Source organism: Bradyrhizobium sp. BLXBL-01 (assembly GCF_051853025.1).
Classification (GTDB): domain Bacteria; phylum Pseudomonadota; class Alphaproteobacteria; order Rhizobiales; family Xanthobacteraceae; genus Bradyrhizobium.
Genome location: NZ_CP182471.1, coordinates 4,835,343 through 4,848,481 on the forward strand (window position 1 = coordinate 4,835,343; position 13,139 = coordinate 4,848,481).

16 protein-coding genes are annotated in these 13,139 nt (G+C 64.9%); 3 read left to right on the plus strand and 13 right to left on the minus strand.

Annotation, left to right across the window (positions count from 1 at the left end; genetic code table 11):
- Nucleotides 1-94: 94 nt before the first annotated feature.
- Nucleotides 95-1,345 carry a DUF763 domain-containing protein gene (locus ACNJYA_RS22665; RefSeq protein ID WP_439363357.1) on the plus strand — a complete coding sequence of 417 codons (1,251 nt, stop codon included), beginning with the start codon at nt 95-97 and terminating at the stop codon, nt 1,343-1,345.
- Between the two features lie 36 nt (nt 1,346-1,381).
- Here the strand turns inward: ACNJYA_RS22665 and ACNJYA_RS22670 are convergent, their stop codons facing one another.
- The 7 genes from ACNJYA_RS22670 to ACNJYA_RS22700 form a co-directional block, all read right to left on the minus strand.
- Nucleotides 1,382-1,624 carry a hypothetical protein gene (locus ACNJYA_RS22670; protein ID WP_172786261.1) on the minus strand — a complete coding sequence of 81 codons (243 nt, stop codon included), beginning with the start codon at nt 1,622-1,624 and terminating at the stop codon, nt 1,382-1,384.
- Nucleotides 1,625-1,669: 45 nt separating this feature from the next.
- Nucleotides 1,670-1,933: a hypothetical protein gene (locus ACNJYA_RS22675; protein ID WP_439363358.1), complete on the minus strand. Its 264-nt coding sequence runs from the start codon at nt 1,931-1,933 to the stop codon at nt 1,670-1,672.
- A gap of 15 nt (nt 1,934-1,948) precedes the next feature.
- The gene (locus tag ACNJYA_RS22680; protein ID WP_124158690.1) at nt 1,949-2,149 is read right to left on the minus strand and encodes a hypothetical protein; all 201 of its coding nucleotides are present in this window, start codon (nt 2,147-2,149) and stop codon (nt 1,949-1,951) included.
- A gap of 10 nt (nt 2,150-2,159) precedes the next feature.
- Nucleotides 2,160-2,345, minus strand: coding sequence for a hypothetical protein (locus ACNJYA_RS22685; protein WP_212257611.1), 186 nt, complete (start codon nt 2,343-2,345; stop codon nt 2,160-2,162).
- Between the two features lie 147 nt (nt 2,346-2,492).
- Nucleotides 2,493-3,764, minus strand: a complete 1,272-nt coding sequence (locus ACNJYA_RS22690) for a cytochrome P450 (RefSeq protein ID WP_439363359.1) — start codon at nt 3,762-3,764, stop codon at nt 2,493-2,495.
- Between the two features lie 97 nt (nt 3,765-3,861).
- A complete protein-coding gene (locus ACNJYA_RS22695; RefSeq protein WP_172786257.1) occupies nt 3,862-4,185 on the minus strand; it encodes a hypothetical protein in 324 nt (107 codons plus the stop codon).
- Between the two features lie 190 nt (nt 4,186-4,375).
- Nucleotides 4,376-5,149 (minus strand): ferredoxin--NADP reductase, encoded by a 774-nt coding sequence (locus ACNJYA_RS22700; RefSeq protein ID WP_172786256.1) that lies wholly within the window; start codon nt 5,147-5,149, stop codon nt 4,376-4,378.
- Nucleotides 5,150-5,306: 157 nt separating this feature from the next.
- On the opposite strand from ACNJYA_RS22700, the gene ACNJYA_RS22705 reads away from it, so the two are divergent.
- Together ACNJYA_RS22705 and ACNJYA_RS22710 are read left to right on the plus strand one after the other, a co-directional pair.
- Entirely contained in the window at nt 5,307-6,503 is a 1,197-nt protein-coding gene (locus ACNJYA_RS22705) for an amidohydrolase family protein (RefSeq protein ID WP_172786255.1), read from the plus strand.
- A gap of 125 nt (nt 6,504-6,628) precedes the next feature.
- Nucleotides 6,629-7,330 carry a hypothetical protein gene (locus ACNJYA_RS22710; protein ID WP_439363360.1) on the plus strand — a complete coding sequence of 234 codons (702 nt, stop codon included), beginning with the start codon at nt 6,629-6,631 and terminating at the stop codon, nt 7,328-7,330.
- A gap of 4 nt (nt 7,331-7,334) precedes the next feature.
- Here the strand turns inward: ACNJYA_RS22710 and ACNJYA_RS22715 are convergent, their stop codons facing one another.
- The 6 genes from ACNJYA_RS22715 to ACNJYA_RS22740 all read right to left on the minus strand — a co-directional run bounded on the left by ACNJYA_RS22715 (nt 7,335) and on the right by ACNJYA_RS22740 (nt 13,112).
- Nucleotides 7,335-7,724, minus strand: coding sequence for a hypothetical protein (locus tag ACNJYA_RS22715; RefSeq protein ID WP_439363361.1), 390 nt, complete (start codon nt 7,722-7,724; stop codon nt 7,335-7,337).
- 161 nt (nt 7,725-7,885) lie between these two features.
- Entirely contained in the window at nt 7,886-8,341 is a 456-nt protein-coding gene (locus ACNJYA_RS22720; protein WP_439400764.1) for a MarR family winged helix-turn-helix transcriptional regulator, read from the minus strand.
- A gap of 14 nt (nt 8,342-8,355) precedes the next feature.
- The gene (locus ACNJYA_RS22725; protein WP_439363362.1) at nt 8,356-9,060 is read right to left on the minus strand and encodes an ABC transporter ATP-binding protein; all 705 of its coding nucleotides are present in this window, start codon (nt 9,058-9,060) and stop codon (nt 8,356-8,358) included.
- Nucleotides 9,057-9,848 (minus strand): ABC transporter ATP-binding protein, encoded by a 792-nt coding sequence (locus ACNJYA_RS22730; RefSeq protein ID WP_172786251.1) that lies wholly within the window; start codon nt 9,846-9,848, stop codon nt 9,057-9,059. Before ACNJYA_RS22730 ends, ACNJYA_RS22725 begins: the two co-directional genes overlap by 4 nt.
- Entirely contained in the window at nt 9,845-11,734 is a 1,890-nt protein-coding gene (locus ACNJYA_RS22735) for an ABC transporter permease (protein WP_439363363.1), read from the minus strand. The genes ACNJYA_RS22730 and ACNJYA_RS22735 overlap by 4 nt, the downstream gene beginning before the upstream one ends.
- 175 nt (nt 11,735-11,909) lie before the next feature.
- On the minus strand, nt 11,910-13,112 hold the full coding sequence (locus ACNJYA_RS22740; protein WP_439363364.1) for an ABC transporter substrate-binding protein: 1,203 nt from the start codon (nt 13,110-13,112) through the stop codon (nt 11,910-11,912).
- Between the last annotated feature and the right edge of the window lie 27 nt (nt 13,113-13,139).

Sequence of the window (13,139 nt, forward strand, 5' to 3'; positions counted from 1 at the left end):
CACAACGCCTCCTGGCCGGCTTCGCTCCCCCCGCTCCGTGCAATGCAGCATCCCGCAGGTGCAACCGTCGCTGAGCTGCGCTAGGCTTGCCGGCATGACTCGACGTACCGGCAGCGCCGATCTTCCTCTTCACACCGGGCGGGTTCCGCCCTGGCTGGCAAGCCGCATGTCCTCCCTGGGGGCGATCGTCACCCAGGCGATCGTGCATCATTACGGCCGCGACGCGTTTCTGCAGCGGCTGTCGCATCCATTCTGGTTCCAGTCGTTTGGCGCCGTGATGGGGATGGACTGGCACTCCTCCGGCATCACCACCTCGGTGATCGGCGCGCTGAAGCGCGGGCTCGGACCGCTCCAGGACGAGCTCGGGATTTACGTCTGCGGCGGCCGCGGTCAGCATTCGCGCAAGACGCCGGACGAGCTGTTGCAACTCGGCGAGCGCGTCGGATTCGACGGCATCGAGCTGACGCGTGCCAGCCGTCTGGTGGCCAAGGTCGACAGTGCCGCGGTCCAGGACGGCTTTGACCTTTACCTGCACGGCTTCTTCGTCACCACTGAGGGCAAATGGACGGTGGTGCAGCAGGGCATGAACGGCGACAAGCGGCAGGCGCGGCGCTATCACTGGCATTCCGAGGCACTGAAGAGCTTTGTCGATACGCCGCATAGCGCAATCGACGGGCCGCAGCAGGGAGAGATCGTCAATCTCACCGATCATCGCGCCGATATGTCTCGGACGGCGCAGCTCGAGCTGCTCTCCGATCTCGGTCCGGATCGCATCGTCTCCGAATTCGAACGGCTCGCGGGGACCGCGTCCACACCGGCGCAAGGCATGCTGCCGCATCTGATCATGCCGGCACATCATGATGTGCAGCCGAAGGACGTGTTCGCGCGCCGCCTGCACGGTACGCTGGCCGCGGCGGCCGAGCGCGGCCCGGCGGATTTTCCGGAACTGCTGCTGACGCCGGGCGTCGGCGCGCGCACCGTGCGCTCGCTGGCGATGGTCGCAGAGGTCGTGCACGGCGCGCCCTATCGTTTCACCGACCCCGCGCGTTTCTCGCTCGCCCATGGCGGCAAGGACCGGCATCCCTACCCCGTTCCGATCAAGGTCTATGACGAGACCATCCGGGTGCTGAAAGGCGCGATCCAGAACGCGAAGCTCGGACGCGAGGAGGAGATGCAGGCGATCAAGCGCCTCGACGACCAGGCGCGGCGGCTGGAGCGGACCGCGCGCGGCCCCTCGGTCGCGGCTTTGATCGCCGGTGAGCGTGCGGCCTCACCGGATCTCGATGGCCGCTCGGTGTTCGGCTGGGAGCGCGATCTTGCGTCTACAAAAAAGCGGACCGGCTGAACGCCGGTCCGCAAGTTGGCGGGGGGAACGCCCCTCTCAGGTCTCGTCGGCGTCTGGCTCCCGTTCGAGCCGGTTGGCCGCGTGATCCTGATACTGCTCGGTCTGAATGGCCTTGCTGTCCATGCCGCGGATGTCCGAATGCTGTTTCTTGTCTCGGTTGGACAGGACCATGTTGTCGCCGATCATCTCCTTCGGCACGTCGGTCAACGCGCCGGTGCCGTCGCCCTTGCCATGCATGCCCGATCTGAAATGCGTCTTGCTGCCGTGGCCACCTGGCATCAGTCTCTCCTCTTGCAGTGATCTCTTGCAGTCGTCTTGCGAAGATTAGTGCTTCTGTTGTGCCGTCGTCGGCTTGGGCGGCTTGTGGCCGCTCTGGCCGGGATCGTTGTGCTTGTTGTGATCGCTTTCCTGGTTGAGGCCGCCGCGGCTCACCGGAAACTCGCTGTGACGCACCTCCGGGTTGGCACGATGGACGCGCGTGTCTTGCGGGTTATGGCCGGCGGCCTGCTCGAGCTCTCGCGCATCCGGAACATCGGGCTTCCGCTCGAGGATGCGCACCTGCTGTTCGTGTGTCTTCTTGCCCTGCATATTGATCTCCAATCGTCACCTACCTCCGCCCTTTCCGGCCTCGTCGTGCCTGTGATGGGAATCGTGCTCGCCACCGCCGCCGGAAACCCGGCTGTGGCTGCGCTGCGGATCATCCGCCGGCGGTTTCTTCACCTCAAGCGGTGCCTTCGCGTTCTCGTGCGAGGCGCCGGGTCCGCCCTGACGAATGCTGTTCGGTGTCTTCGTGGATGTCGACAATGTCGCCTCCTCAGCGATCTTGCTGATAGCCTTGATTGGTCGTGTTCTGCTTGATGTTGCCCTGCTGTCCCTGCTGATCCGGATTCTGCGCACGTTGCTGACCGTGCGGGACCTGATCGGCGGGCGTTTGCTTGCGATCTCCAGTTCCCTTGTGGCTCTGATTGTCCGGTGGAACAGGTGGCATCTTGCTGGCCATGATCTTGTCTCCCGTTAAGACGTCGATCTGCGACATGCGCTCAAGGAACTCTCCTCCGCGTCATGTCGGGATAACAACAGCACGATCGGCACACCGTTCCTGATCGTTCACATCCGGCAAAGATTTTCCGAAAGGGCGTTGCCGACGTCAGTTCGCCGCGGTGAGGGAACGATCGTCTCTCGTTCCCGTGCGTGACGTCGTCTCTGTTCCGCGGCCCTCTGGCGTGACAGGAAGCTTCGCGATCGCGCGCAGGCCCGGCCGCTTGCGCCAGCGGACCTCGGCGGAATCGACGGCCAGACTCAATTTCGGCCAGCGCACGAACAGCGCCTGCAGCGCGCAGGCCGCCTCGATGCGCGCAAGCTGATGGCCGAGGCAGAAGTGGATTCCCGTGCCGAAGGAGATATGGCGGTTCGGCTTGCGTTCGAGATCGAGGGTCTCGGGACGATCATGAACCGTGGGATCCATGTTCGCAGCGGCAAGCATCACCATGACGCGATCGCCCTTCTTCAGGCGCACGCCTTCGATCTCGACATCGCGCCGCACATAGCGCGGCTTGGAGAATTGCACCGGCGAGACGAAGCGCAGGAACTCCTCGACCGCGAGCCCGACACGGCTCCAGTCCTGTTCCAGCCAGTCGCGCAGCTCGGGATTCCTGAGCAGCTCGTAGACGGAACCGCTGATGAGATGGGTGGTGGTTTCCGATCCCGCGGCGAGCAGCAGAAACACCATCGAAACCATTTCATCCGGCGTGATCTGACCGCCTTCGCGCTCGACCTGAATCAGCTCGGCAATCAGGCCCTCGCCGCCCTGCACGCGCGCGGTCTGCAACTGCTGCTCGAGGTAGGCGCGCATCTTGCGGAACGCGAACAGCAGGGACAAGAAGCTGACGGCGTTCGTCAGCGAGGACATCGCATTGGCCCAGGCGATGAACTTTGGACGATCTGCCAGCGGCAGGCCGAGCAGCTCCGAGATCACCGCGAGCGGCAGGATGCGCGCATAGCGCTGGACCAGATCGGCCGGGCATTCCTCCGCGAACAGCTCGTCGGCCAGACCGTCGGCGATGGCCCGGATGCGCGGCTCCATCGCGACGATCGCGCGGCGGCGAAACGCCTCGTCCACTATGCTGCGCAGCCGCGTGTGATCCGGCTCGTCCATCGTCAGCATGCTGTTGGCGATAGTCCTGACGAACCTCGGCATCCACCAGCGCAAGCCCGCGACGTCGCCATCGTCCTTGCGCAACGTGAAGGTTGCGCCGTCCTTCAGCACCTGCGCGGTGGCGTCATGGGTCGTGGTGATCCAGACATTGCCGACGAGAGGAAACCGCGTCGCGACCACAGGGCCTGACATGCGCAAGTTCGCGATCGCCTTGGGCGGATCGCGAAAGAAGGCCTCGCTGGTGAAATCGAGGCGCGCTGTCATGGGATCACCGGAGCGATTGGTGGCGTATCACCGAGATGGTGCACGGCGCGGCCGGCGCAAGGGCGCGTCTGCGCGTCGGCCGCAGGCGTGGAGAGCTCTATCCGCGCCCAGAGGAGCGCTGGCCGCTCTTGCGCTGCTGTTGGGTGTAGGCGTCCCAATGGCTCCAGCTGCCATTGCTGAGGCTCTGCAGGTCCGTTGCGAGGGGACGGCGCGTGCGCTTGTCGTGATCGGCGATCACCCGCTCCGACTGCGCGATCTTGCGCTTGAGTTCCGTGATCGTCTTCTGCGTCTGGCCATTGCGCTTCGAGGTGGCGATCTCGCCCATCGTGAAGCGCGCGGTCTCCAGCGCCTTCAACTCGGCGCGGTTCTTCTTCAACTGAACCCGGTGCCAGGCGATATTGCTGTCGCTGTCCGCAACCATGTGGGAACTCCGCTGATTCGGTCCCACATAGTATCGTGCGCCGAATCGGCGCCGCAACGCCCCGGCGGTGGCGAAAATGCGATCTTCTCGCGCAGAAATTCCGGGCCTAGAGCCCCGGAACGGGGCTCTAGGTTCTTATTTGGACGCGTTTTCTTGACGCGAACCGGTATCCACTTCGCTCGAAAACGCTTTAACGCTCGGCGAACGCCTTCTCGACCACGAATTGGGCCGGCTCGCCGTGATTGCCCTCGACGAAGCCGCGCTCGCCCAAGAGGACGCGGGTGTCCGCCACCAGCGCCGGGCTGCCGCAGATCATGACGCGATCATGGGCGGCTTCCAGTGCCGGCAGGCCGATGTCGGCGAAGAGCTTGCCCGAGGTGATGAGGTCGGTGATGCGGCCGCGGTTGCGGAAGGGATCGCGGGTCACGGTCGGGTAGTAGATCAGCTGGTTCTGGATGTACTCGCCGAGCAGCTCGTCCTTCGGCAGGTGCTCGGTGATCATCTCGCCATAGGCGAGCTCCTTGACGTGCCGGCAGCCGTGCAGCAGCACCACCTTCTCGAACCGCTCGTAGGTCTCGGGGTCCTTGATCACGCTCAGGAACGGCGCAAGGCCGGTGCCGGTGCCGATCAGGTAGAGGTTGCGGCCCTCTTCCAGATTGTCGATCACCAGCGTGCCGGTGGCCTTGCGGCTGACGATGATCTCGTCGCCTTCCTTCAAATGCTGGAGCCGCGAGGTCAGCGGTCCATCAGGCACCTTGATCGAGAAGAACTCCAGCGTGTCCTCGTAATTAGCGCTGGCAACGCTGTAGGCCCGCAGCAGCGGCTTCTCGCCGACCTTGAGCCCAATCATGGTGAATTCGCCGTTACGGAAGCGGAAGGTCGGGCTGCGGGTGGTCTTGAAGGAGAACAGCGTGTCGGTCCAGTGGTGGACGCTCAAAACGCTTTCCTGATTGAAATTGCTCATCTCACCTTCCCTGTCGCGTCAATTGCGGTTCCGAGGCCGGCAGCTATGCGTCGTTTGTACACGATCATTCGTATACTAATGAATAATCCGGCTTGATCCCGCGGTCAAGGCTGCCCAAGATCGGAAGCGTTGCAGTTACGAATAAGGAGCCCCTTCCATGGCGCATGACGCACCCCAGGCCACCGGACCCTCGAAGCTGGTGATCCGGAATATCGGCCTGATCCTGTCCGGCGCTTTGGAAAAGCCGATCCTGGACGGCGACACCATCGTCGCCGAGAACGGCAAGATCACCGCGATCGGCCGCTTCAAGGACGTCGACATCGAAGGCGCCACCACCATCGTCGACGCCAACGGCACCACGGTGGCGCCGGGTCTGATCGACAGCCACGTCCACCCTGTCGCCGGTGACTGGACGCCGCGCCAGAACCAGATCAACTGGATCGACAGCTACCTCCACGGCGGCGTCACCACCATGATCTCCGCCGGCGAAGTCCACATGCCCGGCCGGCCCCGCGACGTCGTCGGACTCAAGGCGATGGCCGTGTTCGCCCAGCGCGCGTTCTGGACCCTGCGGCCCGGCGGCGTGAAGGTTCACGCCGGCGCGCCGGTGATCGAATGCGAGATGGTGGAAGAAGACTTCAAGGAGATGGCCGCCAACGGCGTCAAGCTGCTCGGCGAGGTCGGCCTCGGCGGCGTCAAGGACGGCCCGACCGCGCGCAAGATGGTCGGCTGGGCGCGCAAATACGGCATCCAGAGCACCATCCACACCGGCGGCCCGTCGATCCCCGGCTCCGGCCTGATCGACAAGGACGTGGTGCTGGAGGCCGATACCGACGTGGTCGGCCACATCAACGGCGGCCACACCGCCCTGCCCGACGACCAGATCCGCTGCATCTGCGAGGGCTGCAAGCGCGGCCTCGAGCTCGTGCACAACGGCAACGAGCGCTCGGCCCTGTTCACGCTGCGCACCGCGCGCGAGATGGGCGACCTGCACCGCGTCATCCTCGGCACCGACGCGCCCGCCGGCTCCGGCGTGCAGCCGCTCGGCATCCTGCGCATGGTCTCGATGCTGTCCTCGCTCGGCGACCTCCCGGCCGAGATCGCGTTCTGCCTTGCCACCGGCAACACCGCCCGGATGCGGCAGCTCGACTGCGGCCTGATCGAGGTCGGCCGCTCCGCCGACTTCGTCATCATGGACAAGGCGCAGCACTCGCCGGGCAAGAACATCCTGGAGAGCGTGCAGCTCGGCGACCTCCCCGGCATCGGCATGACCATCATCGACGGCATCGTGCGCACCCAGCGCAGCCGCAACACGCCGCCGGCCGGCAAGGTGCCGGAGGTGGTAGCGAAGTGACGCAGCCGGAGCGGCCCGCCGCTCCGCATCGTCCCTCGAAGGCATTGAACAAGTCGCAAGCCTGTTGCGTCTAACGCAGGCAGCCCTCGGCGGCGGCAGTTCATTGTTTGACCATCGAGGGAGACATGAAGAACTCATCACGGATAGCCGCCGGCGCTGCTGGCGCGGTGGCGGGCTATATCGCGATCTTCGTGCTGTTCTCCCTGCTCGGTGTCGGCAACCGGGCGGACCCGATCGCATCGGGTCTGCTGGGACTGTTCGTCTACTCACCCATGGGTGCAATCGCCGGCGCGGTCCTCGCCAATTGGCTCGTGACGCGTTCGGGCAAAGATACAGGGCAGGACGCAGGCATCGGTGGCGTCGCGCGGAACAGCTTGAAGTCGCTCGGCATCGTCGCCCTGCTCTGCACCGCCGGCATCGGCGCCTACATCGCCTACGCTTACGCGACCGCCACGCCCTGGCTCAACCGCAACGGCGCCAATCCCCTGCTCGTGTTCGAGGTCCGCTTTCCGGCGGGGGTCACGGTGCCGACATCAGCGCAGGGCATCACCATCGAACTGCAGACCGACCTCAACACCATGCCGGGCGAAGTCAGCCCGGCCGCGTTCTATCGCGACGGCGATCAGGCCGTTATCGCCGGCGAAGTCGAGCTGGCGTTTCGGACCTCGTACCGGCAGCTCGCCGTCAACATCCAGGGCCAGCCGAGCCGGATCTATCCGATCGATTTGACGGCCCGGGCGCCGCATACGCCGGAATTCGGAACGTGGCGGCGGCTTGGTGACGGCAGCGAGATCCGCTACCGCGCCAAATGGCCGGGAAAGACGTAAGAGATCAGCGCTTCTTTGCGATCTCACAGCGCACATAGGTCTGGCGCTTGGCCTGCCCAACTGGACCATTGTCCATCACCAGCCTGCCGTCCGCAGCGATGGAGACGCGAGGGTTGGAGCGAAATTTTTCGCCCTCGCCTTCGCAGGCGAGCTTCATTTTCCAACCGAGGCTTCCGTCGGCCGTGATCTCGCTGGCGCGGCACCGCGTCTCGTACCAGTAGAGGCGATTGCCGCCCTCGATGCTCATGCGGTTGGGGCTATCCTCGTTGCGACAGTCCTTTTTGGTCGAGGCCCAGAAGCCTTCGTAAGGCTCCGCGGCAAGGGCAGGAGCGCATTGGCCGGCGAGCGCGGCACCAAGACTCAAGACAACCGCAAAGCGCCTCGCAACTCTCATGACCAAAACCTCGATAAATCCTTCATCGAGGTTAGTCGCCAGTTCCGGCACCTTGTTCAACTGCCGTAGGGTGGGCAAAGGCGCGAAGCGCCGCGCCCACGATTTTTGCGATTCGAGAAAGGATGGTGGGCACGCTTCGCTTTGCCCAGCCTACGGCACTTTCATCTGAGCTTGTTCAGCAGCGCCATCAGCGTGTCGCGCTCTTTCGCATCGAGCGGCGCCAGCGTCTCGCGGGTGATCGCCAGCGCATTCGGCGCGAGCTTTTCGACAAGCTGCTGACCGGCGCGGGTCAGGCTTACCAGCAGGCGCCGGCCGTCCTCGGGATCCTGGCTCGTTTCGGTCAGGCCGCGCGCGGTGAGACGATCGATCACGCCCTTGATGGTCGCGACGTCCATCGCCGTGAGGCGCCCGAGCTGATTCTGCGAGCACGGCCCGGTCTCGGCCAGTTTCGACAGCGCCGCCCATTGCGTCGGCGTCAGGTTGGTGCCGATATCGCGGGTGAAGATCGAGCTGTGGCGCTGCCAGACCTGACGCAGGATGAAGCCGACCTGTTCGTCGAGCACGTAAGGCGGTTTCGCTGGTTTGACGCTCTTCTTTGCCGTAACACTTCTCGCCATCCGCTGCGCGTCCCTCACAACGACAGATGCGCGTCGCGGATATCCGGGCGCGCGTCGAGCTCGGCCATGGTGCCGCCGAAGCAGATCCGGCCGCGCTCGATAATGTAGGCGCGATCCGAAATCAGCCGCGCGAAATGCAGATTCTGCTCGGAGACGACGATGCTGACGCCTTCCTTCTTCATGGTCAGGATGGCATCGACCATCTGCTCCACGATCTTCGGCGACAGGCCCTCCGACGGCTCGTCCAGCAGCACCAGCGAGGGATTGCCCATCAGCGTACGCGCGATGGTGAGCATCTGCTGCTCGCCGCCGCTCATGCGTCCGCCCGGGCGGTTCTTCATCTCGCCCAGGTTCGGAAACAGCGTGAACAGCTTTTCGCGCGTCCAGTGCGGCGCGTTCGGACGCTTCGGCTGGCGGCCGACTTCGAGGTTTTCCTCGACGGTCAGGTCCGTGAAGATTCGCCGCTCCTCCGGCACGTAGCCGAGGCCCTCGCGCACAATCTCGTGGGTCGGCTTCGACGAGACGTCCTTGCCCTCGAACGTGATGCGGCCGGAGCGCTGCGCGACGAGGCCGACGATCGAGCGGAACGTCGTCGACTTGCCGGCGCCGTTGCGCCCCAGCAGCGCCACCACCTCGCCCTCGCCGACCTCGAAGCCGATGTCGAACAGGATATGCGCCGGACCGTAATGGCTGTTGAGGTCTTGCACCGTGAGCTTCATGTCGATGCCCCCTCGCGATGGCGGGCATCGTAGACCAGGCCCTCGCCGAGATAGACCGCCTGCACCTGGGGATTGCCGCGCACGTCCGCCGGCGAGCCCTCCGCGATCAACGTCCCGCGGTTGAGCACGATGATGCGGTCGGCATGCTCGAACACCACGTCCATGTCGTGCTCGGTGAAGAGCACCCCGATGGATTTTTCCCGAGCAATGCCCGCGGTCAGCCGCATCAACTCGACGCGCTCGCGCGGTGCCATGCCCGCCGTCGGCTCGTCCATCAGCAGCAGTTTGGGCTGGTTGGCGAGCGCGACCGCAAGCTCGAGCCGCTTGAGATCGCCATAGGCAAGCTCGCCGCAGGGCCGGTCCGCATAACCGCCCATGCCGACCAGCTCGAGCAGGCGGCCGGCCTCGGCGCGGTCGAACTTCGGCGCCGAGCCGAACAGATTGAACAGTTGCTTCCCATGCGAGATCAGCGCGACCTGCACGTTCTCGCGCACGGTCATGGTGGCGAAGGTCGCGGTGATCTGGAACGTGCGGCCGACGCCGAGCCGCCAGACCTCACGCGGCTTCCGGCCCGTGATCTCTTCGCCGAGCAGGCGGACGTGCCCGCTATCAGGCTTGTTCTGGCCGTTGAGCATGTCGAAGCAGGTGCTTTTTCCCGCCCCGTTCGGCCCGATCAGGGCCAGGATCTCGCCGGCCCGCAGCGAGAACGACACGCCGCGCACGGCATGGATGCCGCCATAGGATTTGGTCAGGCCTTCGACCGCGAGAAGTGGGGGTGCAACGCTCATTCGGCAGACTCGATCGGCTTGGCGAGCAAGGTGGATCCCGGCGGCGATGACTTCTTCCGGCGCTGCGCCAGCATCTCCAGCATGCCGACGATGCCCTTGGGGAAGACGACGACGATCAACATGATGAAGCCGCCGAGCACGAGCTTCGACAGATCGGTCTGGCTCACCAGCCAGATGTTCAACGCCTTGTAGACAATGGCGCCGATCACCGCGCCCGACACCGTCTCGACGCCGCCGAGCAGCACCATGACCAGCGCGTCGACCGACAGCGAGATGCCGAGATTGTCGGGGAACACGCTGCCCTTGAGATAGGCGAACAATGCGCCGCCGATGCCGGCGGTCGTGCCTGCGATCACGAAGGCGGTCCACTGGATGCGCTTGGCATCGATGCCGATGGCTTCGCTGCGCAGGCCTGAGTCGCGCGTGGCGCGAAGCGCGTAGCCGAACGGCGAGAACACCATGGCTCGCAGCGCGACGGTCACCAGCGCCGCGACGCCGAGCGCAAGCCAGTAGAAGCGCGACGGACTTGCCGCCCAGCTCGAGGGCCAGAGGCCGAGAATGCCGTTGTCACCGCCGGTCACGTTCACCCACTGGAACGCGATCGACCACACGATCTGCGCAAAGGCGAGCGTCAGCATCGCGAAATAGACGCCGGAGAGCTGCACCGCGAAGAAGCCGAACACCGCCGCGCCCATGCAGCCGAGCAGCGGGCCGAGCAGCAGGCAGACGATCATCGGCAGCCCCGCCATCTTGGCGAGGAAGGCAATGCCATAGGCGCCCAGGCCGAAATAGGCGGCGTGACCGAACGAGGCGAGGCCGCCGACCGACATCAGGAAGTGCAGGCTGACGGCGAAGATCACGAAGATCGCGATCTCCGAGCCCACGGTCAGCAGATAATTGCCGGCGAACAGCGGCAGCATCGCTGCGATCACGAGCGCCGCAAGCGCCATCAGCCGCTCGCTCGAGGTCAGCGGCCGCCAGGGATTGACGGTGAGGCCCGGCGTCTTGCGCGCGGCCGCTTCCGGCTTGCCGAACAGGCCCCAGGGACGCACGATCAGCACCACCGCCATCACCAGGAAGACCAGGATGATGGAGATCTTCGGGAAGATCAGAATGCCGAAGGCATTCAGCTCGGAGACCAGCACCGCCGCGACGAAAGCGCCGACGATGCTGCCGAGGCCGCCGATCACGACCACGACGAACACCTCGACGATGATGCGCAGATCCATGGCGTGATGCACGGCATCGCGCGGGATCTGGAGCGCGCCGCCGAGCGCTGCGAGGAAGACGCCGACGGCGAACACGCTCGTGAACAGCCATTTCTGATTGACGCCGAGGGCTGCCACCATGTCGCGGTCCTGCGTCGCCGCGCGCACCAGCACGCCCCAGCGCGTGCGTTGGAACAGCAGCCAGAGAATGCCGAGCACGACGGGGCCGAGCACGATCAGGAACAGATCGTAGCTCGGAATGTTCTGGCCGAAGAAATCGATCGCGCCCTTGAAGCCTGGCGCGCGGCGCCCGACGAGGTCGTCCGGCCCCCAGATCAGCACGACCAGATCCTCGACCATCAAGGTCAGGCCGAAGGTCGCGAGCAGCTGGAACAGCTCGGGCGCATGATAGATGCGCCGGAGCAGCACCATCTCGACGATGACGCCGATCAGCGCCACCGCGAACGCGGCCAGCACGATGCCGCCCCAGAAGCCGAACGCGCCGGACAGGCGTTCGGTCAGCGTGAAGGCGATGTAGGCGCCGATCATGTAGAAGGCGCCATGCGCGAAATTCACGATTCGCGTCACGCCGAAGATGATCGACAGGCCCGACGCCACCAGGAACAGCGACGCCGCGCTGGCGAGACCGGTCAGAAACTGTACGACGTAAAAGGCCATCGGCGGTCCGGGTTCGTTGAAATCGTAGGGTGGGTTAGCCCTGCAGATGCGCAGAGCGCATCTGCTCGGCGTAACCCACCGCCTTTTCTCGTGTGGCACCGAAAGTGGTGGGTTACGCCGAGCGATCTGCGCTACGCGCAGTCCGCAGGGCTAACCCACCCTACGGCAGCAGAACTCAATCCTTCGGACGCAGCTTCTCGACTTCGGCATCGCCAGGCAGATAGTCCGCGCCCTTCTTGTAGGACGACTCCACCATCACGCCCTTGCCGTCCTTCAGCGCGGTCTTGCCGACGTAAGCGCCGAGCGTCGACTGGTGGTCGATCTTGCGGAAGGTGATCTCGCCGAACGGCGACGGCGTGGTCAGCCCCTCCGCCGCGGCAATCAGCTTCTCCGGATCGGTCGAGCCGGCCTTCGCCAGAATCGCGGCCGCCGACTTGATGGTCTGGTAACCGACGATCGAGCCGAGGCGCGGATAGTCGTTGTACTTGGCCTGATACGCCTTCAGGAACGCATCATGCTCGGGCGTCTTGATCGAGTACCAGGGATAGCCGGTGACGATCCAGCCCTCCGGCGTCTCGTCCTTGAGCGGGTCGAGATATTCGGGCTCGCCGGTCAGGAAGGAGACCACCTCGCGCCCCTTGAACAGGCCACGCGTGTTGCCTTCACGCACGAGCTTGACGAGGTCCGCGCCGAACGTGACGTTGAGGATCGCTTCCGGATTTGCCGCGGCAACCGCCTGCACCACCGGGCCGGCGTCGATCTTGCCCTGCGGCGGCCATTGCTCGTCGACCCACTGGATGTCGGGGCGCTTCTCCGACATCAGCTTCTTGAACACCGCGACCGCCGACTGGCCGTACTCATAGTTCGGCGCAATCGTCGCCCAGCGTTTTGCGGGCAGCTTGCTGGCGGCCTCCACCAGCATCGCCGCCTGCATGTAGTTGGAGGGGCGCAGGCGGAAGGTGTACCTGTTGCCCTTGGACCAGGTGATGGCGTCCGTGAGCGGCTCGGCCGCGAGGAAGAACACCTTCTTCTGGTTGGCGAAGTCAGAGACCGCAAGACCGATGTTCGACAGAAACGTGCCGGCGAGCATCGCGACGCTCTCGCTCGAGACGAGCTCGTTGGCCGCGGTCTGCGCGTCCGCCGGCTTGCCGCCGTCGTCCTTGGAGATGACGACGAGCTTCTTGCCGTTGATGCCGCCGGCCGCGTTGACTTCCTCGACCGCAAGCTGCCAGCCCTTGCGATAGGGCTCGGTGAATGCCGGCAGCAGCGAATAGCTGTTGATCTCGCCGATCTTGATGTCCTGCGCCAGGGCCGAATGAGCCATGCCGCTCGCCAGAAGCGCGAAGGCCGCGCCGACGAAGTAATTTCTTGCTCGCATCCCAACCTCCAGTTTGAACTCGCTTAT